The organism is Blautia sp. 2227st1_G12_2227SCRN_220401 (assembly GCF_039062885.1).
GTDB classification, from domain to species: Bacteria; Bacillota; Clostridia; order Lachnospirales; family Lachnospiraceae; genus Blautia_A; species Blautia_A fusiformis.
In genome coordinates, this window is record NZ_JBCLNI010000002.1 from 125,289 (window position 1) to 148,254 (window position 22,966).

General features: G+C 45.9%; 22 protein-coding genes. 19 read left to right on the forward strand and 3 right to left on the reverse strand.

Features of this window, described 5'->3' with window-relative positions; genetic code table 11:
- Together ABCM67_RS01740 and thiI are read left to right on the forward strand one after the other, a co-directional pair.
- On the forward strand, positions 1-1,155 hold the full coding sequence (locus ABCM67_RS01740; RefSeq protein WP_114002006.1) for a cysteine desulfurase family protein: 1,155 nt from the start codon (positions 1-3) through the stop codon (positions 1,153-1,155).
- Positions 1,156-1,179: 24 nt separating this feature from the next.
- The gene (gene thiI, locus ABCM67_RS01745) at positions 1,180-2,361 is read left to right on the forward strand and encodes a tRNA uracil 4-sulfurtransferase ThiI (RefSeq protein WP_015527083.1); all 1,182 of its coding nucleotides are present in this window, start codon (positions 1,180-1,182) and stop codon (positions 2,359-2,361) included.
- Positions 2,362-2,526: 165 nt separating this feature from the next.
- Here thiI and ABCM67_RS01750 read toward each other — a convergent pair whose 3' ends face one another.
- Positions 2,527-2,763 carry an HPr family phosphocarrier protein gene (locus tag ABCM67_RS01750; protein ID WP_015527084.1) on the reverse strand — a complete coding sequence of 79 codons (237 nt, stop codon included), beginning with the start codon at positions 2,761-2,763 and terminating at the stop codon, positions 2,527-2,529.
- Between the two features lie 133 nt (positions 2,764-2,896).
- Between ABCM67_RS01750 and mtaB the strand changes: the two genes are divergently transcribed.
- From mtaB to ABCM67_RS01795, 9 genes are all read left to right on the forward strand, one after another.
- Positions 2,897-4,225, forward strand: coding sequence for a tRNA (N(6)-L-threonylcarbamoyladenosine(37)-C(2))-methylthiotransferase MtaB (gene mtaB, locus ABCM67_RS01755; RefSeq protein ID WP_021652336.1), 1,329 nt, complete (start codon positions 2,897-2,899; stop codon positions 4,223-4,225).
- 185 nt (positions 4,226-4,410) lie between these two features.
- Positions 4,411-4,683 carry an IreB family regulatory phosphoprotein gene (locus ABCM67_RS01760; protein ID WP_015527087.1) on the forward strand — a complete coding sequence of 91 codons (273 nt, stop codon included), beginning with the start codon at positions 4,411-4,413 and terminating at the stop codon, positions 4,681-4,683.
- A 1-nt stretch (position 4,684) separates the two neighbouring features.
- Positions 4,685-5,137 carry a Holliday junction resolvase RuvX gene (ruvX, locus tag ABCM67_RS01765; protein WP_059085389.1) on the forward strand — a complete coding sequence of 151 codons (453 nt, stop codon included), beginning with the start codon at positions 4,685-4,687 and terminating at the stop codon, positions 5,135-5,137.
- Positions 5,138-5,229: 92 nt separating this feature from the next.
- A complete protein-coding gene (locus ABCM67_RS01770; protein WP_059086846.1) occupies positions 5,230-5,499 on the forward strand; it encodes a DUF1292 domain-containing protein in 270 nt (89 codons plus the stop codon).
- A complete protein-coding gene (locus ABCM67_RS01775; protein WP_173722747.1) occupies positions 5,481-7,415 on the forward strand; it encodes a ribonuclease J in 1,935 nt (644 codons plus the stop codon). The genes ABCM67_RS01770 and ABCM67_RS01775 overlap by 19 nt, the downstream gene beginning before the upstream one ends.
- Positions 7,416-7,419: 4 nt before the next feature.
- On the forward strand, positions 7,420-7,758 hold the full coding sequence (locus ABCM67_RS01780; protein WP_015527090.1) for a YlbF family regulator: 339 nt from the start codon (positions 7,420-7,422) through the stop codon (positions 7,756-7,758).
- A gap of 11 nt (positions 7,759-7,769) precedes the next feature.
- Complete coding sequence (locus ABCM67_RS01785; RefSeq protein WP_015527091.1) at positions 7,770-8,174, forward strand: endolytic transglycosylase MltG; 405 nt, start codon at positions 7,770-7,772, stop codon at positions 8,172-8,174.
- Entirely contained in the window at positions 8,171-8,863 is a 693-nt protein-coding gene (locus ABCM67_RS01790) for an O-methyltransferase (protein ID WP_059085390.1), read from the forward strand. Before ABCM67_RS01785 ends, ABCM67_RS01790 begins: the two co-directional genes overlap by 4 nt.
- Positions 8,823-10,046, forward strand: coding sequence for a U32 family peptidase (locus ABCM67_RS01795; protein WP_015527092.1), 1,224 nt, complete (start codon positions 8,823-8,825; stop codon positions 10,044-10,046). The genes ABCM67_RS01790 and ABCM67_RS01795 overlap by 41 nt, the downstream gene beginning before the upstream one ends.
- A gap of 54 nt (positions 10,047-10,100) precedes the next feature.
- On the opposite strand, the gene sigK is transcribed toward ABCM67_RS01795, so the two are convergent.
- On the reverse strand, positions 10,101-10,730 hold the full coding sequence (sigK, locus tag ABCM67_RS01800) for an RNA polymerase sporulation sigma factor SigK (RefSeq protein ID WP_059085391.1): 630 nt from the start codon (positions 10,728-10,730) through the stop codon (positions 10,101-10,103).
- 181 nt (positions 10,731-10,911) lie between these two features.
- On the opposite strand from sigK, the gene ABCM67_RS01805 reads away from it, so the two are divergent.
- The 3 genes from ABCM67_RS01805 to ABCM67_RS01815 are packed head-to-tail and all read left to right on the forward strand — an operon-like array spanning position 10,912 to position 16,498.
- Positions 10,912-14,451 (forward strand): DUF5717 family protein, encoded by a 3,540-nt coding sequence (locus tag ABCM67_RS01805; protein WP_342992447.1) that lies wholly within the window; start codon positions 10,912-10,914, stop codon positions 14,449-14,451.
- On the forward strand, positions 14,448-15,722 hold the full coding sequence (locus ABCM67_RS01810) for a DUF5716 family protein (protein WP_118752550.1): 1,275 nt from the start codon (positions 14,448-14,450) through the stop codon (positions 15,720-15,722). Before ABCM67_RS01805 ends, ABCM67_RS01810 begins: the two co-directional genes overlap by 4 nt.
- Entirely contained in the window at positions 15,719-16,498 is a 780-nt protein-coding gene (locus ABCM67_RS01815; protein WP_279031303.1) for a hypothetical protein, read from the forward strand. Before ABCM67_RS01810 ends, ABCM67_RS01815 begins: the two co-directional genes overlap by 4 nt.
- Here ABCM67_RS01815 and ABCM67_RS01820 read toward each other — a convergent pair.
- A complete protein-coding gene (locus ABCM67_RS01820; protein WP_129975376.1) occupies positions 16,495-17,934 on the reverse strand; it encodes a helix-turn-helix domain-containing protein in 1,440 nt (479 codons plus the stop codon). The two genes, ABCM67_RS01815 and ABCM67_RS01820, sit on opposite strands and share 4 nt — an antisense overlap.
- Positions 17,935-18,101: 167 nt before the next feature.
- Between ABCM67_RS01820 and ABCM67_RS01825 the strand changes: the two genes are divergently transcribed.
- The 5 genes from ABCM67_RS01825 to purB all read left to right on the forward strand — a co-directional run bounded on the left by ABCM67_RS01825 (position 18,102) and on the right by purB (position 22,957).
- Positions 18,102-18,824: a LytTR family DNA-binding domain-containing protein gene (locus tag ABCM67_RS01825; RefSeq protein ID WP_059085394.1), complete on the forward strand. Its 723-nt coding sequence runs from the start codon at positions 18,102-18,104 to the stop codon at positions 18,822-18,824.
- Positions 18,825-18,916: 92 nt separating this feature from the next.
- Positions 18,917-19,807, forward strand: coding sequence for an amino acid ABC transporter substrate-binding protein (locus tag ABCM67_RS01830; protein ID WP_015527098.1), 891 nt, complete (start codon positions 18,917-18,919; stop codon positions 19,805-19,807).
- A gap of 229 nt (positions 19,808-20,036) precedes the next feature.
- Positions 20,037-20,687 (forward strand): amino acid ABC transporter permease, encoded by a 651-nt coding sequence (locus tag ABCM67_RS01835; protein WP_022426149.1) that lies wholly within the window; start codon positions 20,037-20,039, stop codon positions 20,685-20,687.
- A gap of 21 nt (positions 20,688-20,708) precedes the next feature.
- Positions 20,709-21,401 carry an amino acid ABC transporter ATP-binding protein gene (locus ABCM67_RS01840; protein ID WP_021652351.1) on the forward strand — a complete coding sequence of 231 codons (693 nt, stop codon included), beginning with the start codon at positions 20,709-20,711 and terminating at the stop codon, positions 21,399-21,401.
- A 122-nt stretch (positions 21,402-21,523) separates the two neighbouring features.
- The gene (gene purB, locus ABCM67_RS01845; protein WP_015527100.1) at positions 21,524-22,957 is read left to right on the forward strand and encodes an adenylosuccinate lyase; all 1,434 of its coding nucleotides are present in this window, start codon (positions 21,524-21,526) and stop codon (positions 22,955-22,957) included.
- Positions 22,958-22,966 lie beyond the last annotated feature (9 nt).

Consider the following 22,966-nt stretch of genomic DNA (forward strand, 5'->3'; position numbering starts at 1 on the left):
ATGGAAGCATATTTTGACAATTCCGCGACAACGAGATGCTTCGATGAAGTAAAGGATATTGTCTGCAAAACCATGACAGGAGATTTCGGAAATCCTTCTGCCATGCATAAAAAGGGAATGGAAGCGGAGAATTACGTCCGCAAAAGCGCTCAGACCCTTGCAAAATTACTGAAAGTGAATGAAAAAGAGATTCTTTTTACCTCCGGTGGAACAGAATCGGACAATCTTGCTATTATCGGCGGCGTGGAAGCCAACAAGCGTATGGGAAACCATATCATTACAACGGCAGTGGAGCATGCAGCAGTGGCCCAGCCTTTTGCCTATCTGAAAGAACAGGGCTATGAGGTGACTATTCTTCCTGTGGATCATCAGGGCGTTGTAAAGCTGGATGCACTGGAAGCGGCTCTTCGTCCGGATACGATCCTGGTATCTGTGATGTATGTGAACAATGAAGTGGGAGCTGTGATGCCGGTAGAAGAGATCGGAAGGCTTGTCCATGAAAAAAGTCCGAAAGCACTTTTTCATGTAGATGCCATCCAGGCATTCGGAAAGTATCGTATCTATCCGAAAAAGCTGGGGATCGATCTTCTTTCTGTGAGCAGCCACAAGATCCATGGACCAAAGGGCGTAGGCTTTCTCTATATTAACGAAAAAGTAAGAGTACAGCCGCAGATCCTTGGCGGCGGACAGCAGAACGGTATGCGTTCCGGAACAGACAATGTGCCGGGAATCGCAGGCCTTGGCGTTGCCGCAGAGATGGTATATACGGATTTTGATAAAAAAATACAGCACCTTTATGACCTGAAAGAACGGATGGCAGAGGGACTTTCAAAGCTTGGAGACATCACCATCAACGGAATGCCTTTAAGAGAAGGGGCACCGCACATCATGAGCGTGACTTTTCATGGAGTCCGAAGCGAAGTCCTGCTCCATACACTGGAAGAATTCGGAGTATATATTTCCGCAGGAAGTGCATGCTCCAGTCATAAGAGAAAACCGAGTGCAACACTGACAGCTATGGGACTTTCAAGAGCGGATGTGGAGAGTACCGTTCGCATCAGCTTCTGTGAGGAAAATACCTTTGAAGAGGTAGATTACTGCCTGGAAGCACTGGGAAAAACAATTCCGATGCTGCGCAGGTATGCACGTCGATAGAGAATACAGAAGAAAGGGATTTTTATGTTAGTACATGCATTTCTGATCAAATATGCGGAAATTGCCCTTAAGGGAAAAAACCGCTATCGTTTTGAAGATGCTCTCGTACATCAGATGGAGATCGCACTCTCCAAGATCGAGGGAGATTTTGAAGTAAAAAAAGAGCAGGGAAGAGTTTATGTATTCTGCCCGGAGAATTATGATTACGATGAGGCTGTAGATGCGCTGCAGCATGTATTCGGTATTGTAGGCATCTGCCCGGTTATGATCTATGAAGAACAGGGCTTTGAGAAGCTTGCCGAAGATGTTGTGGGTTATATGAAGCAGTGGCATCCGGACTTTAACGGAAGCTTCAAGGTCTGGACACGCCGCGCAAAGAAATCCTATCCGATCAGCTCCATGGAAGTCAGCGCTGAGCTTGGCGGACGTATCCTGGATGCGTTCCCGGAGGCAAGTGTAGATGTTCATCATCCGGAGCTGGATCTTTCTGTTGAGATCCGTGACAAGATTTACGTATATTCCCAGACCATTCCGGGCGCAGGCGGAATGCCCATCGGAACAAACGGAAAAGCCATGCTTCTTCTTTCCGGTGGGATCGACAGTCCGGTTGCCGGTTATATGATCGCAAAACGTGGTGTCAAGATCGATGCGGTATATTTCCATGCACCGCCCTACACCAGTGAGCGCGCAAAACAGAAGGTAGTGGATCTTGCCCGCCTGGTAGCCAAATACAGCGGACCGATCCGTCTCCATGTAGTTAACTTTACAGATATACAGCTTTATATTTATGATCAGTGTCCTCATGATGAGCTTACTATTATCATGAGAAGATATATGATGCGTATTGCCGAGCATTTCGCTAAAAAGGATCGTTGTCTCGGACTTATCACAGGTGAGAGCATCGGGCAGGTTGCAAGCCAGACCTTACAGAGCCTTGCTTCTACAAATGAGGTCTGCACACTTCCGGTATATCGTCCGGTGATCGGCTTTGATAAAGAGGAGATCGTCCGTATTTCCAGAAAGATCGATACCTTTGAGACTTCTATTCAGCCGTTTGAGGATTGCTGTACCATCTTTGTAGCGAAACATCCTGTAACAAAGCCGAATCTTAAGGTGATCCGCCGTTCTGAGCAGAAGCTTTCTGAGAAGATCGATGAGCTTATGGAAACGGCTCTGAATACCACAGAGATCATTGAAATTCAGTGATCCGTTTTTAGATAAGAAAAAACAAACAGGGAACCTCGCTGCAGAGGTTCCCTGGAATTACCGATATATCAGGAAAAGGGAGTTCATTGAGAACAGAAGGATTCTGAAAGCATGAAAAAAGAGGAACTGTATCCGATACAGTTCCTCTCAAATATACAGTATAGATTAGTCGATTGTATATTTGGAAATAATCTGCATTACGTTATCCAGAGCAGCGCCATCTGCATGGATGTTGAGGTCGATCGGCTTGGAAAGATCCAGGCTGAAGATACCCATGATGGATTTTGCATCGATCACATATCTTCCGGATACTAAATCAAAATCGCAGTCGAATTTGCTGATCTCGTTTACGAATGCTTTCACCTTATCGATGGAATTCAGTGAGATTTTAGCTGTTTTCATTATAATAACCTCCCTTGATAAATTTTTGTTGTTTTACAGCTTTCATCTTACCTGTCAGTACCCAAAAAGTCAAGGTGAAAAGAGATAAAAATTGTTTTAATAATTAGTTAAAGTGTAAAAAAAGTGAGGAAAAATGGGAAATAAAGTTGCATTACACAACCTGGGCTGCAAAGTAAATGCCTATGAGATCGAGGCCATGCAGCAGCTTCTGGAGGAGGCGGGATATGAGATCGTGCCTTTTGAGCCAGGAGCGGATATTTATGTGATCAATACCTGCACAGTAACCAATATTGCAGACAGAAAATCAAGACAGATGCTCCACAAAGCAAAAAAAATGAATCCGGAAGCGATCGTGGTGGCAACGGGCTGTTATGTACAGACCGGTGGCGAGAAACTGGAAAAAGACGAAGCCATTGATCTTGTTCTGGGAAATAACCAGAAGATCAATATTGTGGAGGCACTGGCCGAATATGCGGAAAACAAACCGGGCCATGGTTCCCATGTGATCAAGATCAATCAGACAAAAGAGTATGAGGAACTTTCCATTGATCATACAGCAGAACATGTAAGGGCATATATCAAGGTTCAGGACGGATGCAATCAGTTCTGTACGTACTGTATCATTCCTTATGCAAGAGGCCGTGTCAGAAGCCGGAATATTGAAAGTGTGCTGAAGGAGGTCCGTGCACTTGCGGAAAAAGGGTATAAGGAAGTGGTCCTTACAGGAATCCATTTAAGCTCCTATGGAGTGGATTTCCCGGAGGAGAAAAAAGAGACACTGCTTTCTCTGATCCGTGCTGTGCATGAGATCGAAGGAATCAGGCGTATCCGTCTGGGATCGCTGGAACCGGGAATCGTTACAAGAGAATTTGCGGAAGGGATCGCGGCGCTGCCGAAGGTATGCCCGCATTTCCATCTTTCTCTGCAGAGTGGCTGTGATGAGACCCTGGAGAGGATGAACCGCAGATACAGAAGCGGGGAATACAGAGAACGCTGTGAGCTTTTAAGAGAAGTGTATGGAAATCCGGCACTGACAACGGATGTGATCGTAGGCTTTCCGCAGGAATCGGAGGAAGAATTCCGGAAATCCTATGATTTTGTGGACAGCATCCGTTTTTACGAGACTCATATCTTCAAATATTCCAGAAGACAGGGAACAAAGGCGGCTGCCATGGACGGACAGCTGACAGAGGCGGAGAAATCCTTCCGCAGTGAGAAGATGATCGAGCTGCATCATCGTCATGCAGGGGATTATGAGAAATCCATGCTTGGCAAAAACCTGGAGGTACTGATCGAGGAAGAGTATACAAAGGATGGACGGACCTGGTATCTGGGACACAGCCGGGAGTATATAAAAACTGCTGTACCGAAATCGGAAGCTTATGGCGTAAATGATATCGTAATCGTAAAGGCAGAAGGCTTTCTTGAAGAGCATATCATGACCGGTGAAGCCGTGGAATGAAGAACGGGATCGTATGTTGAAAGGTTGTTTGTTCACTGGTAATATTTTGCGAAGCGTGTTACTGAGAACGGAGTGAACAGTAACGTTGACAGTTTGTATTCGCAATCCTCGTTAAATTTAAGATTGTAATTTATGTAAATTTATATTAAAATAAAAAAGAATATATTTTAAGGACGTGAGAGACAATGGCAGAGAATAATCTGGGAAATACACAGTATTTCAGAACAAAACCGGATCAGGAGCTTCAGGTAAAAGAAGTCCTGGATCTGGTGTACAATGCAATGGATGAGAAGGGCTACAATCCGGTGAATCAGATCGTAGGATATATTATGTCCGGAGACCCGACCTACATCACAAGCCACAAGGGTGCGAGAAGCATGATCATGAAGGTGGAGCGTGATGAGCTGGTAGAGGAGCTTCTCACCGAGTATATCAAGAATAAGTCCTGGGAACGGTAATATGAGAGTACTGGGACTGGACTATGGCTCGAAGACCGTTGGGGTTGCAGTGAGCGATCCCCTTGGTCTGACAGCCCAAGGTGTGGAAACCGTATGGCGCAAGCAGGAAAACAAGCTTCGTCGTACTCTGGCACGTATTGAAGAGATCATTTCGGAGTATCAGGTTACGGAGATCGTTCTGGGATACCCGAAAAACATGAACAATACAGTAGGAGAGCGGGCCGAGAAATCTCTGGAGTTTAAGGAAATGCTGGAGAAACGTACGGGTCTGCCTGTTGTTATGTGGGATGAGAGACTGACTACCATGGCGGCAGACCGTACTCTGGAGGAGACCGGTGTGCATAAGGAAGACCGTAAACAGTATCTGGATCAGGTAGCAGCAGTCTTTATCCTGCAGGGATATCTGGATGCTGCCGCATACAGAAGAGAGCAGCAGGAAAGCGTGGAAGAATGATCGGAAACGCAAATAGATATTTTGAGCGGATCAGGTAGCAAATGCGGATTGTGAATATCCGCTTGACAAGAACGGATAAGGAAGAATTAAATATGGAAAAAATAATATTTCAGTCAGACGACGGCACAGCTGCTGAGTTTTACGTAGAGGAGCAGACCAATATTGCGGGTGTGACTTATCTTTTGGTGTCCGATTCACAGGATGAGGAAGCAGACGCATATATTCTGAAGGATATTTCAGCTCCGGGAAGCACAGAAGCCTGTTATGAGATGGTCGAGGATGATGACGAACTTCAGGCTGTATATGCAGTTTTTCAGCAGATGCTGGATGACGTGAATTTTGAATGGAGGAGCGATTTTTGAAAAGCGAGAACAACGATGACAACAAAAATGCGGAGAGCAGAGTACAAGTTTCCGCAGGCGGTGCCAGAAGAACCGCAGCAAGACAAAAGAATGCCGGATCAAGAACAAGACAGTATCGTGGTGGCAGCAAAAACCGTCAGGATAAGCCTTTCCGGCCAACAGCAAAGAAAACAGCAGCCGGTGGCGCTGTAAAAAACAGCAGAAACACACAGAAACCGGCAAAGACCGGCGGCAGGCCATCCGGTCGGAAAACCGGCCGCAGAACAACATCCAAGCTTAAGATCATACCACTTGGCGGTCTGGAGCAGATCGGAATGAACATTACCGCTTTTGAGTATGGCGACAGTATTGTAGTTGTAGACTGTGGTCTTTCTTTCCCTGAGGACGATATGTTGGGAATCGATTTGGTCATTCCGGATGTAACATACCTTAAGGAAAATATTTCCAAGGTGAAGGGATTTGTGATCACTCATGGACATGAGGATCATATCGGAGCTCTTCCGTATGTGTTGAAAGAGATCAATGTTCCGATCTATGCTACCAAGCTGACACTGGGACTGATCCGCAACAAACTGAAAGAGCATAACCTTATGCGTTCTACCAAATTGAAAGAGGTAAAACACGGGCAGGTGATCAATCTTGGGGATTTCGCTGTGGAATTTATCAAAACGAATCACAGTATCCAGGATGCATCCGCACTTGCTATTTATTCACCGGTGGGAATCGTGATACACACAGGAGACTTTAAAGTTGATTATACACCGGTATTTGGAGATGCCATCGATCTGCAGCGTTTTGCAGAGATCGGCAAGAAGGGTGTGCTTGCACTGATGTGTGAGAGTACCAATGCAGAGAGACCGGGATTTACAATGTCCGAGCGTACAGTGGGACATGTATTTGATAATCTTTTTAATGAGTACCGGACATCCAGGATCATCATTGCAACCTTTGCATCCAACGTGGATCGTGTGCAGCAGATCATTAACACTGCATACCGGTTCGGAAGAAAGGTTGCTGTGGAAGGCCGCAGTATGGTCAATGTTATTTCCGTAGCGTCAGAGCTTGGCTATCTGCAGATCCCGGAGAACACACTGATCGAGATCGATCAGGTGAAGAATTATCCGGACGACAAGGTGGTTCTGATCACAACCGGAAGCCAGGGTGAGTCCATGGCGGCACTTTCCCGTATGGCAGCCAATATCCATAAGAAGATCACGATCAAGCCTAACGATACCATCATTTTCAGCTCCAATCCGATCCCCGGAAATGAAAAGGCAGTTTCCAAGGTCATCAACGAACTGTCTATGAAGGGAGCCAAGGTTATTTTCCAGGATGTCCATGTTTCCGGACATGCCTGCCAGGAGGAGATCAAGCTGATCTACTCCCTCGTAAAACCGAAATATGCCATTCCGATCCATGGTGAGTACCGTCATCTGACTGCACAGAAACACATTGTGGAAGATTTGGGAATCCCGAAGGAGAATATTTTTATCCTTTCTTCCGGAAATGTTCTGGAGTTGGACGGACAGGATGCCAAGGTGACAGGAAGCGTTCATACAGGTGCGATCTTCGTAGACGGACTTGGCGTTGGCGATGTGGGAAATATCGTACTCCGTGACCGTCAGCACCTGTCTGAAGATGGAATCATGATCGTAGTTATGACACTGGAGCGCCACAGTAATGTAGTTCTCGCAGGTCCGGATATCGTTTCCAGAGGGTTTGTGTATGTAAGAGAATCTGAGGATCTTATGGAGCATGCCAGACAGGTTGTGGAAACTGCACTGGATTCCTGCCTGGAGAACAATATCACGGACTGGGGCAAGATCAAAACCGAGGTCAAGGATGCCCTTGGAGAGTATCTGTGGAAACGGACCAAGAGAAATCCTATGATCCTGCCTATCATTATGGAGGCATAGGTTCATGGATGAGATCAGCATGGAGATCGAGAAGCTTCTCGATGCTGTGCACAGAAGCGATGAATATCAGGAATATCAGAAACAGGCAGCCCAGCTTGAAGCGGATCCTGAGCTGAAAGCCAGAGTGATGAGATTCCGTGGAGATAATTTCAGACTGCAGAATCATTCAGACAAGGATGAGCTGTTCCATATTGCGGAACAGCTCAATCAGGAGTCTGCAAGTCTGAGACAGAACCTGAAAGTAAATGCCTATCTCGACGCAGAGCTTGCGCTGTGCAGACTGATGCAGCGGATATGCAGGACGCTGGTGGATGGGATCGACATACAGATTCCTGACTTATAGGAGGAAAGACTATGGCAGACACAAGAGACAAGGTTGGCAGGGCCGGCGTTTTTCTGGCTGGAGGGGTATTTAAAACCGCTGTATATATCTTTATTATCGTATTTCTGATCTGGGTTGGAAAATCAGCATATCAGTTTGGCTACGATGTGTTTAACCAGCAGGCTATGAGCCCGGGAGAGGGACAGCAGGTCACGGTAGTCATAAAAGAAGGTGCTTCTGCATATAAAGTAGGCAAGACACTGGAGCAGAAGGGTCTTATCAAGGATGCGCTTGCATTTACCATACAGGAAAGAATGTCCGCATATCACGGACAGATCAAAGCAGGTACATACCTTCTCAGTACAGCTTATACACCGACCAGGATCATTGCAGTGCTGTCAGGAGAAGAGAGCAAGGAAGGATCGAACAGCCAGTGATCGTAGAAGAACGCATGCAGACCTATATCAATTCACTGGATATGGGGAATACTCCATTTCTGCAGGAGTTGGAGACAAAGGCACTTGCAGACCGGGTGCCGATCATCCGGAGAGATATGCAGAGCTTTATGAGGATGCTTCTGGCACTGAAACAACCGAAGTGCATTTTGGAGGTGGGGACTGCCGTAGGCTTCTCCACACTTCTTATGTGTGAGTATGGGCCGGAAGATATGGAAATTGTTACCATAGAGAATTATGAAAAAAGAATTCCTGTCGCAAAGGATAATTTCAGGCGCGCAGGAAGAGAGTCACAGATCACGCTTCTGGAGGGAGATGCCGGAGAGATCCTGAAGAATCTTACCGGAACCTTTGATATGATCTTCATGGACGCAGCCAAGGGCCAGTATATCCACTGGCTTCCTGACGTGCTGAGACTGATGAAAGAGGGAAGCGTGCTGGTATCTGACAACGTGCTGCAGGAAGGGGATATTATTGAATCTCATTATCTTGTGGAACGGCGTAACCGTACAATCTATAAAAGAATGAGAGAATATCTCTGGCAGCTGACTCACAGTCCGGTGCTTCGTACATCGGTGCTTCCTCTTGGAGACGGAGCGGCTGTAAGTGTAAAAACAGGAGAACAGGTTTATGAAACGACCAGAACTATTAGTTCCGGCGAGCAGCCTTGAGGTTTTAAAGGTTGCCGTCATATATGGTGCAGATGCTGTTTACATCGGCGGAGAAGCTTTTGGACTTCGTGCAAAGGCTAAGAATTTTTCAAAAGAAGATATGTGTGAGGGAATCGCATTTGCCCATTCCCATGGTGTAAAGGTTTATGTGACAGTAAACATCCTGGCGCATAACCGTGATCTTGAGGGGGTAAGGGAATATCTTCAAGAACTGAAGGAGATCGGACCGGACGCACTGATCATCGCAGATCCGGGAATCTTTATGTATGCAAAGGAAATCTGCCCGGAGATCGAGCGTCACATCAGTACACAGGCAAATAATACCAATTATGAGACTTACCGTTTCTGGTATAACCTTGGTGCCAAACGTGTGGTAAGTGCAAGAGAGCTTTCTCTGGAAGAAATCCGGGAGATCCGGGCACATATTCCGGAGGATATGGAGATTGAAACGTTTATTCACGGTGCCATGTGCATTTCCTATTCCGGAAGATGTCTTCTCAGTAACTTTATGGCAGGAAGAGATGCCAATCAGGGAGCCTGTACCCATCCCTGCAGATGGAAATATTCTGTTGTGGAGGAGAAGCGTCCGGGAGAATACATGCCGGTATTTGAAAATGAGAGAGGAACTTTTATTTTTAATTCCAAGGATCTCTGTATGGTAGAACATATGGAAGATATCCTTACAAGCGGTATTGACAGCCTGAAGATCGAAGGACGTATGAAAACAGCTCTTTATGTGGCAACAGTGGCAAGAACCTACCGCAAAGCCATTGACGACTGTATGGAAAGTCCGGAAAAATATCATGCAAATATGCCGTGGTATCAGGAGCAGATCTCAAACTGTACCTACCGTCAGTTTACCACCGGATTTTTTTACGGAAAGCCGGATGAGAATACCCAGATCTATGACAGCAACACATATGTAAGAGAATACACATATCTTGGATTTGCAGAAGAGATCGATGAGAGAGGTCTGGCAAGACTGACACAGAGAAACAAGTTTTCTGTAGGAGAGACCATCGAGATCATGAAACCGGACGGAAGGAATATTCCGGTCACAGTGGAAGCCATTTATAATGAAGAGGGCGAAGCTATGGAGAGTGCACCACATGCTCAGCAGAGGATCTATGTGAAACTGACTGAGATGCCGGAGGTATTTGATATTCTCCGAAGAGGTGAATGATCCGAAAGGGTGGATAAGAGAGTAAAGGGGAGAACGAAAAGAACGTTCTCCCCTTTACTGATTTTCAGGAAAAAGAGTACGGAGTTTTCGAAGAGCGTTCTTTTCGATACGGGATACATAGGAGCGGCTGATGGAGAGATTTTCAGCAATCTCTCGCTGGGTCAGTGGCTCCTGACCATTCAAACCGTAGCGGCAGCAGATCACCTGGTATTCCTTTGGGGAGAGTACTGTCCGGATATAACGGAGAAGATAGGAAATGCTGTCCCTTTTGAAACAATCATCCACAACATCAACGGGTGGACTTTCAATGATATCGAGAAGGCTGATCTCGTTGCCTTCCCGGTCTGTGCCGATGGGTTCATAGAGAGAAACTTCTCTGGAACGTTTCCTGCGGGCACGGAACATCATGAGAAGCTCATTGTCAATGCACCGTGCAGCATAAGTGGAAAGCTTGGAAGTCCGGCTGGGATCAAAGGTGGAAATGGCTTTGATCAGACCTATGGTGCCTATGGAGATCAGATCATCCTGATCCTCGTCACATCCCTGATATTTTTTTGCAACATGTGCTACGAGGCGGAGATTGTGTTCGATAAGGATATTTTTTGCTTCCGGATCGCCCCTTTGGAGCTGTAGAAGATAGAACTGCTCTTCCGCAAAAGAAAGCGGTTTCAGAAAGGTTTTCAAGGGTTCACCTCAAAGGGGATTTCCTTATAGCTTATGAGCCGGACGTGCTTTTCGTGCTTTTCCAACAGAAACTTTATAAAAAGGACAGAGGCGAACACCTGTTGCGCCACATTCTGATCTGGTGTATAATCATAAAATACGAGTGACAACAATCAGTGTATATTGATGAGGAGTATATATTTTGAAAAAGAGGATAGAACAGCTTCTTAACGGAAAATTTATTTATGAACAGCCTGAGCTTCTGTTTTCACAGGACCGTATTTTCGCTACGCTGAAGGCAGGAGAGACTACAAAGGATGAGATTTATTTCGGTACCGATGACAACCGCAGGATCAGTGGCTTTGTGACTTCATCTGACCGGAGACTGGTGCCCGGATTTGACCGCTTTTCCGGAACCACAGTGCGCATGCCTTATGGGGTAGATGCAGAGGGAATGAGGCCGGGAGAGAGCTTTGAAGGCTGGCTGTGTTTTACTACCAGTATCGGAGAATATAAGCTGCCGTTCACTGTACAGGTACAGACGGAAGAGGTGAAGAGTGCAGGCAGAAAGGTATCTTCTCTGGAAGAATTTCTGCACATTGCAAAGGAAGATTTCCATGAGGCTTACCGGATCTTTACAGAACGACATTTTTTCCTGATCCTGAGTGATCAGAGTGAGAAGATCCGTTCTCTTTATGCAGGAATGTCACAGCAGCCGGTGACCTATCAGCATCTGGAGGAATTTCTGATCGCAGCCGGTGCCAAGGAAAAGGTGACATTGAGTCTGAACAGAGAAGAGGCGAGTTTTTATGATGTCAGTGAATCTGTTCAGGAATCCCTTTATATCCACAGGAGCGGATGGGGACACCTGCGGGCAGATATTGAGGTAAACGGGGATTTTCTGGAGGCAGGCAAGCATGTGGTCACAGAAGAGGATTTTATCGGAAGTACCTGTGAAATAAACTATGTGATCCGCCAGGAAAAACTGGGAAAAGGAAATCAGTACGGCGAGATCATTGTAAAAACCCCATACCAGAAACTGGTATATCACGTTCTTGCATCCAGAGGAACTGAGAGTGCCGTGAACCTGGATCTTCTGGAAAAACAGTACCGGATATCTCTGATGAAGGAATACCTGGGATATCTCTGTAAAAGAACAGATTTTCAGGCCTGGACAGCCTCTACTCATGAGAAGCTTGACCGTATGGGCGAAAACGGACTGAAATATCCGGAATATCAGCTTCTGGAAGCCTATCTTCTTCATCTGGAAGGAGAAGATGACCAGGCTTCAGAAATCCTTGAGCGTTATCAGAATAAATCCTTTCATCACAATGAACTGGAACTGGCAGGGATTTATCTGTATCTGTGTACACAGACCGGGCTGTACCGGGATAAGGAACAGGCCCTCCGCAAGGTACAGAATTTCCAGATGCAGAAGGAAGACAGCTTTATCCTTCTGAAACTGGTATTTGAAATGGATCATACGCTTTCTCCGTCAAAAAAGATCTTTCTGATGGAGGAACTTTTTGAGCGGGGATGTACAAGTCCTTTTCTGTATCTGGAAGCATGGAACCGTATTTGTGCAGATATGTCTCTGCTGCATCGAATCAATGGGTTCTGGGCCCAGGTATTCCTTTTTGCAGGAAAAGAACAGATGCTGACGGAAGAGCTGGTCATGCGCCTGGCATATCTTTCCGGTTATGAGAAAGCTTTTAACGAAAGTCTGTACCGTGCTATGGCCATGGGATGTGAAGCCTTTCCGTCGGATGATACTGTGGAAGCTATCTGTAAATATATTATGAAGGGAAATCCAAGAAAACCGGAATATTTTCAGTGGTTTTCCGCTGCCGTGGACCGCGGGATCCGGATTACACGGCTGTATGAATATTATGTGGAAACACTGGATACTTCTTATCGGAGAGTCCTGCCGAAACCGCTTTTGATGTATTTTACCTATAACAACAATACTCTCGGTGATTCCAAGCGTGCCTATCTGTATGCATGCATCATTGCAGGGAAGGAACGTGATCCACAGACATACGAAAGTTATCGTGAAAGCATGGAGGAATTTGCTTTCCGTAAGTTACGGGAAGGCCGGATGAATGAAAATTATGCCGCTGTTTATCAGGAATTCATGCGGGAACCATCGGACAGCGAAAAAGCGCAGGTGATCGCCTCCAGAATGTTTACCTGCCGGCTATATACGGATGATCCGAAGGTTCGCAGTGTGATCGTCCGTCACAGACAGATGAAACAGGAAGAAATCTATCCGTGTATCCATGGGATCGCTTACCCAAGGATCTGCAGCGAAGATGCGGCCGTTGTATTTCAGGATGAAAAACAGAGACGTTATGCTGCTACGGTAGATTATAATCTGACACCACTTTTTGATGATCGTGAGATGGTTCCGGCAGTGTTGGAAAAAGGGGCGGATGAACCGGCTGTGCTTTTGTATTACTGTCAGGGTCAGGAGATCAGTCGTAAGAATCTGGGAATTTTTCAGAAACTGGTCCTTTCACCGGCGTTTACCGATGAATATAAGAGGCTGATCCGCAAAAAGATCCTGGACTATTATCGGGATCACGTGCAGGGAGAAGATCTGGATGCCTGTCTGGAGATGATGGATTATCGGGAATATGCCATGGTCGACCGGAAAACCCTTCTGGAGATCCTGATCCAGCGGGGACTGTTTCCGCAGGCTATGAGCGTGGTGGAAGCATTTGGATTTGAAGGAGTAGAGGAGCGTGCTCTTCTGAAGCTGGTAAGCCGTATGATCATCCGCTGTGACTGTGCGGAAGACGAAGAGCTGATCGCACTTTCCTCTCATGTATACCGACAGGGAATCTATGATGAAGTGATCCTCATGTATCTGATGAAATTCCGGTTTGGACCGGTGGATGAACTTCTGGATATCTGGAAAAGTGCCTGTGGGTTTGAGATGGATACCTATAATCTGGAGGAGAGGATCCTTTCTCTTCTGATGTTTAACTGGGATTACCGGCCAGAGGGTGCGGATATCCTGAAAGCATATATCCGTCATTCCGGAAAAGAGAGTGTGATTGGTGCGTATCTGACTCTGATGTCTTACGGAATGTTTGTTAAAGAAATGCCGGAGATGCCTGGACTTAAGGAGTATCTGAAAAATCGCAGAGAAAAGGAGTGGCCCGGAGACCGGATCTGTGACCTGACCCTTCTGAAACTGCTTTCCGAAGAAAAAACTGCTGATGAAGAAAATCTGGAAATGGAGGAAAAAATCCTCTCCTCCTGTGTAAAGGAAGGAATGCTATTTGAGTTTTTCCGGAATCTGGATCAGAGTATCCTGCGACCGTATCAGCTGGATGATAAGACTTTTGTAGAGTATCATACTTCACCGGAGACTTTGGTCACACTGTATTATTCCCTGGATACAGGACTTGGAACTGTACCGGACTATAAAAGTGAACCGCTCAAAAATGTCTATGAGGGAATTTTTGCCAGAGCATTTACATTGTTTTATGGAGAGACCCTGCGATATTATTTCCAGACAGAAGATGAAACCGGTGTACACAAAACGGAAGAAAAAATACTGACCATGAGCCAGAGTAATGACCAGGCATCCAGCAAATATCAGCTGATCAATCAGATACTCTGTGCAAGGAAACTGGAGAAAGACACGGAAGTGAAGGAGAAGCTGGCACAGTATCTCCGGCAGGAACAGTACGTTAATGAAATGTTTGTCATAGAGAAGGAACCGGAAAGATGAATGAAATTCGTGACTTGATCATAGGAATTGATATTGGAAAAGAATACACACAGATCTGTTATTATGACAGAAAAGCAGAAGAAGCCCGTTCTCTTTCCATGAAGGTAGGAGCCAGTCAGTACGAAGCTCCGGGCTGTATCTGCTATCGTACCGATCACGGTGATTACTGCGTAGGCCTGGAAGCAGAGTATTTTGCCAGGGAAAAGGGCGGGATCATGATCGGAAATATTTATGATATCTGTCAGAAGGAAGAAAAGATCCAGGTGGCAGGAGAGGAAAAAGAGCCGGCAGAGCTTCTGGCACATTTTCTAAGGGGAATCCTGAAATTTCTGGGAATCCAGGATATCGTAAAGAATACCCGGTGCCTTTGTATCACATCGCCGGAGCTTAGTACACTTCAGGTACGGAATTATCAGAAGGCCTGCAGCCTTGCAGGTTTTTCCCGTGAGAAATATATGCTTATGGACTATGGCGAGAGCTTTTATTATTATGCGCTGGGACAGAAACGGGAAACCTGGAATCGAAGTGTAGGCTGGTATGCCTTTGCAGGCGATACGGTAACCTTCCGGAAGCTGACCATCAACGGCTCTTCCAGACCGGTGCTTGTAAAACTGGAGGATCCGGTCAGTACAAAGCTTGAACCGGAAGAAGAGATCCGTGATGTGGAATTTTACCGTTTTATCAGTAAGACTCTCGGCAAAGAGCTCTTCTCCAGTGTGCAGATCACGGGAGAAGGATTTGACCAGCAGTGGGCACAGCAGTCTGTAAAGCTCCTGTGTCATCAGGGACGGAAGGTTTTTTACGGAAACAATCTTTTTGCAAAGGGAGCCTGCATAGCCGGTAAGGACAGGCTGGAGGATAAAAAACTCAAAGGTTACCGCTATTTAAGTGATTCGCTGGTGACTGCGGACGTAGGAATGGATATGCGGGTGATGGGCTCTCCGGCTTACTATCCGCTGATCGAAAGCGGCAGCAACTGGTATGAATGCAGTGCATCCTGCGAGCTGATCCTGGATGATACCAGTGAACTGGTATTTGTAGTAAGTATTCCGGAAGAAACCGAGAAGAAACGTGTGGCCATGGCACTTGAGGGTCTGCCAAAGCGGCCTAATCGGACTTCAAGGCTTTCCCTCACGCTGAAATACGTATCGCCGAGAGACTGTGAGATCACAGTAGAGGATCTGGGCTTTGGCGAAATGTATCCTTCCAGTGGGAAGATCTGGAGGGAACTGGTACGATGGGATGAGCAGGAAGAAAGGAAGCAGGCATGAGCGGATATATTTTATGTCAGGTAAAAAAGGCAGAGAAGCCGTTTTATATCGAAAATATCAGTACCAATATCTATTCTATAGAAGAACTCTGCTATTATCTTTATAACAATCTTTATCTTGTGGACAGCTCATTGATCAGCAGTAAGCTCTGTACCTGGCTGGAGGAAGAACTGGAGCTTCCGAAGCTTGCGGCCAAGCTGAAACCTTATATTGGAAGAGAGGCCGGACTTGAAGAAGTACTGTATCCGATATTTAAAGAGATCAATTATCTGGCTTATGAAGAGCTTAAGACCTTAAACGGGCGCATTGAAGCCAGAAAACGTGAACCTGAAGAAATACGGGAGAAACGCAAAGGTGATGCGCTGATGGAGAATCGGATGTATGTGAATGCACTCCGTGTTTATCAGAAGCTTCTGGAGCATGGCGGGAAAGAAATCACCGGAGAGATGCGTGAAAGGATCCTGCATAATCAGGGATGCGCATATAGTTACCTGTTCCAGATGGATAAAGCGCTGGATTGTTTTTGGAAAGCATGGAAGGAGAATCATTCAGAGAAAGCGATGAAGGTTTATCTTCTGGCCTACCGCAGTGTTCACAGTGAAGAAGAATACAGGAAACGACAGGAAGATCTGAAGACAGATGAAATGGTAAGGCAGGAAACCGACCAGGCTCTGAAAAGCTTTGCCGGTCTCCCGAAGCAGCATATCGCATCCGGAGAAACCGACAGGATCCTGGAGGATCTCACAAGAGAATATCACAGAAGTACCGGCTCTTAAAGCTGTTCAAGAAGTCCCAGCAGGATCTGCCGGGCTTCTTTTTTTGTATATACGGATTCTTCCTCAGACAGGGAACAGAGGTAATCATTCAGGGCCTGTCCGATACTGGTCTCTTTCAGATAGATACAGAGAAAAGTATCTTTTTCGGAAAGAAAGCAGAGAAAAACGGAATAGTCAGACAGAACTTCCAGATGTATCCCGGTTTCAGGAAGTACGGAAGGCTTCAGGATCCTGCATTTTTCATGTCCCATATCTGTGTCAAGAAGATGCTTGAGGGCTTTTTTTCGTTCTTCTTTCGGAAGAGGGGTCTGATGGTAGGAATAAGGTCCGTCAAGGAGTCCGGTACGGGCAAATTTCCGGATCCCGCTCAGTGTAAAATAATTGCAGGAAAAGGCAGCTTCTGTAAAAGAAAAGGAAGTCTGGTTCAGAACCGCTGCCAGCTGGGTATAGACCGGATCGGAAAGATCGATATCCCTGTTATCAAACAATGACTGAATAAAGCCCGGACCATAGGACATCAGTGCAAGGCAGGGATGAGATTCCAGTGCAAAATTTGTTGAGATCTTTGTCTGCATGATAGAACCAAAGATATTAAGGATCCTGTCCGGAGAATCTGACTGCAGGAAGAATTGGCTGGAATTCTCAAGAACCCGCCGGAATTCCTGTTGATATGCGTGGATCGCTTCCGGATTTTCAGTAAAAATACAGGTCATCATATCCGAGGATAACAGCAGCAGCTTTTTTTCAGTGAGTAAGAAAAAAGGAAACAGTTCATAGCTGGAAAACTCTCGGCCTGTCTGAGTATAGTAATAATATGGCTGGTAGCCCACAAAACCTGACAGGATCGGAAGGAGTGTGCAGAGAAAGGTTTCCAGATTCATGTTGTAATCCGGTGAGGCGGACGGGTTCTGGTGAAGCGGCAGGATCTGGATCACCGGTGGCAGTTTCTCATATTTGGGATAAAGATGGGAAAAGATCTGTACAAGAAGCCGGCAGTTGGCCGGAAGGTTGGTACGGATCGTTTCAGAAGAACCGGAAGACAGGATGTCCTCAAAAAGGCTCAGGACCTTCTTTTCCACATCAAGAGAAAAAGTTCCACGGTAAAAGGGAAAGGATGGAAGCCTGAGAAAACCCTCCCGGGAAATGACCTGCTGGGAGCTGATAACACCCAGAAGCTCCTGTATATATTTGCGGTTGTAATATATTTCTTTTCCGATTTTTTCTATTTTATATAATTCCATCAGTTCCCTGCGCTGGGAAGGATTGATCCGGAGGGAATCGCAGAACTGGCGCACAAAATCAATACCGGGAAGACGTTTCCCTGTGATCATACGTTGTAGCGAGGTACGGTCAAGTCCCGAAGAAGCAGATAACTGATAAACGTTTTCTCCTGTATCCTTTAGGTATTCCCGGCATTTGTTGCTGAAATCAGACATAGTAGTACTCCTTTTGGTGCTTATATGACATTATTATACGAAAACAGATCATGAATTGCAATAATTTGTAAAAAAACAAGGCACAATTAGAAGCACATATTGCGTAGGTCTTTCTTTGAAAATAAAATGTTAATATCAGAAAGAGCATGAGGGAGGAAAACACGGCAATGGCAGTGATGACGATCGCGATATGTGATGAAATACGAAAGGATGCACAGAAGCTGTACAGGCAGCTTTCCACACTGGTCCCTGATGCAGAGCTCCTTCTGTATCGGACCAGAGAGAGTCTTCTGAAAGGACTGGCAGAGGGACACAAGATCTGCGATCTGATATTTCTGGGGCTGGATGGTGATCAGGGCAGGAGTCTGGAAACTGTACGGACAATGCGCCTGAAAGGACATTATATCCCGGTTGTGCTGGTGGCAGAGAATGAAAAATTCTATAAAGAAGCATTTGAAGTGTTTGCCTATAACTATCTGGTCAAACCGGTTGAAAGTGGAGAACTGGAACATGTTCTGGTACATATCCTGGAGGTATGCAGGCGTGAAGGCGGAAGAGCGCTGTATTTTCGCTACAGGAAACAGGTTTATACACTGCAGCACGATCATCTGGCATATATATCCAGTAGTCTTCACAGTGTGACATTTCATCTTACCGATGGAAAAAAGATCAGCTGCAGAGCCAGGCTGGGGGATTTTTCGGGACAGCTGTCAGACAGCAGCTTTTTGAGATGTCATCAGAGCTTTTGTATTAACATGGAGAAGGTAACTTCACTTAAGAAGAACAGTTTTGTGGTCGGACAGACGGAAATCCCAATTTCCAGAACATATCTGAAAACGGCCAGAAAGAAATACAAAGATTATCTGGCAGAGCAGAAGGTTTGCTCTTGACAGCTCCTTTTGGGTATGTTACTATAACCATACGCTTTCACGTGGTAGAGTGACCATGTGATAAAGAGATAACCGAAAAAAGGAGAATGACCATGAAGAAAAGAACAGTTGCAGTAGTAATGGCGGCAGCGATGACAATAGGAATGATGGTAACAGGAGTGAGTGTACAGGCAGGTGTTGAGGATAAGACCCTGATCGTAGGATTTGATGCTGAATATCCTCCGTTCGGATATAAGGATGATAACGGAGAATATGTAGGATTTGACCTTGACCTTGCCCAGGAAGTATGTGATAATCTTGGCTGGGAACTTGTTAAGAAGCCTATCAACTGGGATTCCAAGGATATGGAGCTGAACTCCGGAACGATCGACTGTATATGGAATGGATTTACTATCAACGGACGTGAGGATGACTATACATGGAGTGATCCATACATCAACAATGAGCAGGTGATCGTAGTTGCCAAGGATTCTGAAATTGAGAAGCTTGCGGATCTTAAGGGCAAGAACGTAGTTGTACAGGCTGCATCCGCTGCACTGGACGCATTGAACAACGATGACAATAAGGAACTGAAGGACAGCTTTGCATCTCTTACAGAGAATCCGGACTACAACACTGCATTTATGAATATTGATTCCGGAGCTGCAGACGCTGTTGCTGTTGATATCGGTGTTGCTAACTATCAGCTTTCCCAGAGAGGCAAGGATAAATATGTGATCCTTGACGAGCCAATCCAGAACGAGCAGTATGGCATCGGATTCAAGAAGGGAAATGATGAACTGAAGGATCTCGTATGGGATGAGGTCAAGAAGCTTGACGAGTCCGGTGAGGTTGACAAGCTTGCAGATAAGTATGAACTGGATAAGAGCATGCTCTGCATCAGCGAGGACAAGGATAAGACAGAGAATTCTGATTCAGCAGAAGCTGACACAGAAGAAAGTGCAGACAGCACAGAGAAAGAAACCGATTCTGAATCCAAATGATCCGGTACAGATCCGGCACAGTAAAAGCTGTGAAGATATTTTTTTAAGCTATCCAACAGCAGTAGAAATAAGAAACATAGCAGAAGCTTTTGAAGCTTCCGCATAAAAAGGAAATGAGGGTGCTTCGGCGCAGAAAGAGCTGCCGTACACGCTCATTTCCTGTTGTTTACAGGAATTACAGGTATCAGTCCGATAAATAGGACTGATACTCCGAACCAGGAGGAAAAAAATGAGTTTTAGTGTAATGCTCCAGCAGCTGGCAGGAGGAATGCTGGTCTCTATTGAGATCTTTTTTGTAACCTTGCTGTTTTCTCTGCCGCTGGGACTTCTGATCTGTTTTGGCAGAATGTCCAGAAACAAAGTGATCCGTACCATTGTATCCGGTTACATATCCATCATGAGAGGAACGCCGCTGATGCTGCAGCTGATGGTGGTATATTTCGGTCCGTATTTTATCTTCGGGATCCGTATTTCCATGGGATATAGTCTGATTGCTGTATTTATCGCATTTGCCATCAACTATGCAGCTTACTTTGCAGAAATCTATCGCGGCGGCATTGAATCCATGCCGGTGGGACAGTATGAAGCTGCAAAGATCCTTGGATACAATAAGGTGCAGACATTTTTCCGCATCATCCTTCCACAGGTGATCAAGAGGATTTTGCCGTCTATTACAAATGAGGTCATTACGCTGGTCAAGGATACTTCCCTTGCGTTTGTTGTGGCAGTTGCGGAGATGTTTACCATTGCCAAGCAGATCGCAAGTGCACAGACAACAATGATGCCATTTGTGATCGCTGCGATATTTTATTATGTGTTCAACCTGATCGTGGCTGTTGTGATGCAGAAGGTTGAGAAAAGTATGAATTACTACCGCTAACCGGAATGGAGAGTACAAAATATGAAATTATTTGAAATGAAACATATCAAAAAAAGCTTTGACGGACTGGAAGTTCTCAAAGATATCTCTCTTGACGTGGAAGAGGGAGAAGTTTTAAGTATCATCGGTCCTTCCGGTTCCGGCAAGTCAACCATCCTGCGTTGTGCCACAGGACTTGAGACGCCGGACAGCGGCGAGATCATCAAAAACGGTGATGTGGGACTGGTGTTCCAGCAGTTCAATCTGTTTCCGCATTTTTCCGTACTGAAAAATATAGTGGATGCACCTCTGAAGGTGCAGAAGAGAAAGAAAGATGAGGTTTACGCCCAGGCAAGAAGCCTTCTTAAGAAAATGGGACTTGCAGACAAGGAGAAGGCATATCCTTTTCAGCTTTCCGGAGGACAGCAGCAGCGAGTTTCCATTGCCCGTGCGCTCTGTATGAATCCGAAGATCCTGTTTTTTGATGAACCTACATCTGCACTTGATCCGGAACTGACCGGTGAGATCCTGAAGGTTATCAAGGATCTTGCTCAGGAGCATATCACCATGGTGATCGTTACTCATGAAATGAATTTTGCAAGAGATATTTCCGACCGTATCATTTTTATGGATAAGGGTGTGATCGCAGTGGAGGGAACGCCGCAGGAGGTATTTTCTTCCGAAAATGGCAGAATGAAGGAATTTTTGGGAAAATTCCATCAGGGTATGGAGTAACAAACGGTTGCTTTTAAAGAGTCAATGTTATATAATTTCAAGAGGCGTGAATTAACCAGATTCGGGCAGATAACGGATCATTCGCCATTCCGGCCCGGATGTATGTAATCAGGAGGATAATAATGAATACAGACAGATATGTAAGCCCGCTGTCAGAGCGGTACGCAAGCAAAGAGATGCAGTACATTTTTTCCCCGGACATGAAATTCCGCACATGGAGAAAGCTGTGGATCGCACTTGCTGAGACGGAACGTGAGCTTGGCCTTAACATCACCCAGGAGCAGATTGATGAGATGAAAGCTCATGCGGATGATATCAACTATGATGTGGCTAAGGAGCGTGAGCGTCAGGTTCGCCATGATGTAATGTCTCACGTGTATGCGTTTGGTGTACAGTGCCCGAAGGCAAAAGGCATCATCCATCTGGGAGCAACCTCCTGTTATGTAGGAGATAACACCGACATTATCGTTATGACAGAGGCACTGAAACTTGTCCGCAAGAAACTTGTGAACGTGATCGCGGAGCTTTCCAAGTTTGCAGCACAGTATAAAGATCAGCCAACTCTGGCATTTACTCATTTCCAGCCGGCACAGCCCACAACCGTAGGTAAGAGGGCAACTCTCTGGACACAGGAATTCCTGATGGATCTTGAGGACCTTGAGTATGTATTAAGCACTATGAAACTTCTTGGTTCCAAGGGAACAACCGGTACACAGGCAAGCTTCCTGGAACTCTTTGACGGAGATCAGGAGACTATCGACAAGATCGATCCGATGATCGCCGAGAAGATGGGATTCAAGTCCTGCTATCCGGTTTCCGGACAGACTTATTCCAGAAAAGTGGACACCCGTGTGCTGAATATCCTTGCGGGAATCGCTGCAAGTGCACATAAGATGTCCAACGACATCCGTCTTCTTCAGCATCTGAAAGAAGTGGAGGAGCCATTTGAGAAATCCCAGATCGGATCTTCCGCCATGGCATATAAGAGAAACCCGATGAGAAGTGAGAGAATCGCTTCCCTGTCCAGATATGTGATGATCGATGCCCTGAATCCGGCTATCACATCTGCGACACAGTGGTTTGAGAGAACTCTGGATGACTCTGCAAACAAGCGTCTCAGCGTTCCGGAAGGATTCCTTGCAATTGACGGAATCCTGGATCTCTGCCTCAATGTTGTAGACGGACTGGTTGTTTATCCGAAGGTTATTGAGAAGAGACTGATGTCCGAGCTTCCGTTCATGGCGACTGAGAATATCATGATGGATGCAGTTAAGGCAGGTGGAGACCGTCAGGAGCTTCATGAGCGTATCCGTGAGCTTTCCATGGAAGCAGGCAAGAACGTGAAGGTAGAAGGCAAGGATAACAACCTTCTTGAACTGATCGCTGCGGATCCGGCATTTAACCTGACTCTTGAGGATCTTCAGAAATCCATGGATCCGTCCAGATATACAGGACGTGCAAAAGAGCAGACAGAGGCGTTTATTGCCAATGTGGTACAGCCGGTTCTGGACGCACATAAGGATCTGCTTGGGGTTAAGGTTGAGATCAACGTATAATTGCGGAAG

Coding starts and splice junctions, on each gene's coding strand:
- ABCM67_RS01775 (WP_173722747.1), top strand. CDS start 5,481: ATGGAGGAGCGATTTTTGAAAAGCGAGAACAACGATGACAACAAAAAT.
- ABCM67_RS01840 (WP_021652351.1), top strand. CDS start 20,709: ATGAAATTATTTGAAATGAAACATATCAAAAAAAGCTTTGACGGACTG.
- ABCM67_RS01830 (WP_015527098.1), top strand. CDS start 18,917: ATGAAGAAAAGAACAGTTGCAGTAGTAATGGCGGCAGCGATGACAATA.
- ABCM67_RS01750 (WP_015527084.1), bottom strand. CDS start 2,763: ATGAAAACAGCTAAAATCTCACTGAATTCCATCGATAAGGTGAAAGCA.
- ABCM67_RS01835 (WP_022426149.1), top strand. CDS start 20,037: ATGAGTTTTAGTGTAATGCTCCAGCAGCTGGCAGGAGGAATGCTGGTC.
- mtaB (WP_021652336.1), top strand. CDS start 2,897: ATGGGAAATAAAGTTGCATTACACAACCTGGGCTGCAAAGTAAATGCC.
- ABCM67_RS01770 (WP_059086846.1), top strand. CDS start 5,230: ATGGAAAAAATAATATTTCAGTCAGACGACGGCACAGCTGCTGAGTTT.
- ABCM67_RS01760 (WP_015527087.1), top strand. CDS start 4,411: ATGGCAGAGAATAATCTGGGAAATACACAGTATTTCAGAACAAAACCG.
- ABCM67_RS01810 (WP_118752550.1), top strand. CDS start 14,448: ATGAATGAAATTCGTGACTTGATCATAGGAATTGATATTGGAAAAGAA.
- purB (WP_015527100.1), top strand. CDS start 21,524: ATGAATACAGACAGATATGTAAGCCCGCTGTCAGAGCGGTACGCAAGC.
- ABCM67_RS01780 (WP_015527090.1), top strand. CDS start 7,420: ATGGATGAGATCAGCATGGAGATCGAGAAGCTTCTCGATGCTGTGCAC.
- ruvX (WP_059085389.1), top strand. CDS start 4,685: ATGAGAGTACTGGGACTGGACTATGGCTCGAAGACCGTTGGGGTTGCA.
- ABCM67_RS01785 (WP_015527091.1), top strand. CDS start 7,770: ATGGCAGACACAAGAGACAAGGTTGGCAGGGCCGGCGTTTTTCTGGCT.
- thiI (WP_015527083.1), top strand. CDS start 1,180: ATGTTAGTACATGCATTTCTGATCAAATATGCGGAAATTGCCCTTAAG.
- ABCM67_RS01740 (WP_114002006.1), top strand. CDS start 1: ATGGAAGCATATTTTGACAATTCCGCGACAACGAGATGCTTCGATGAA.
- ABCM67_RS01815 (WP_279031303.1), top strand. CDS start 15,719: ATGAGCGGATATATTTTATGTCAGGTAAAAAAGGCAGAGAAGCCGTTT.
- ABCM67_RS01795 (WP_015527092.1), top strand. CDS start 8,823: ATGAAACGACCAGAACTATTAGTTCCGGCGAGCAGCCTTGAGGTTTTA.
- ABCM67_RS01820 (WP_129975376.1), bottom strand. CDS start 17,934: ATGTCTGATTTCAGCAACAAATGCCGGGAATACCTAAAGGATACAGGA.
- ABCM67_RS01825 (WP_059085394.1), top strand. CDS start 18,102: ATGGCAGTGATGACGATCGCGATATGTGATGAAATACGAAAGGATGCA.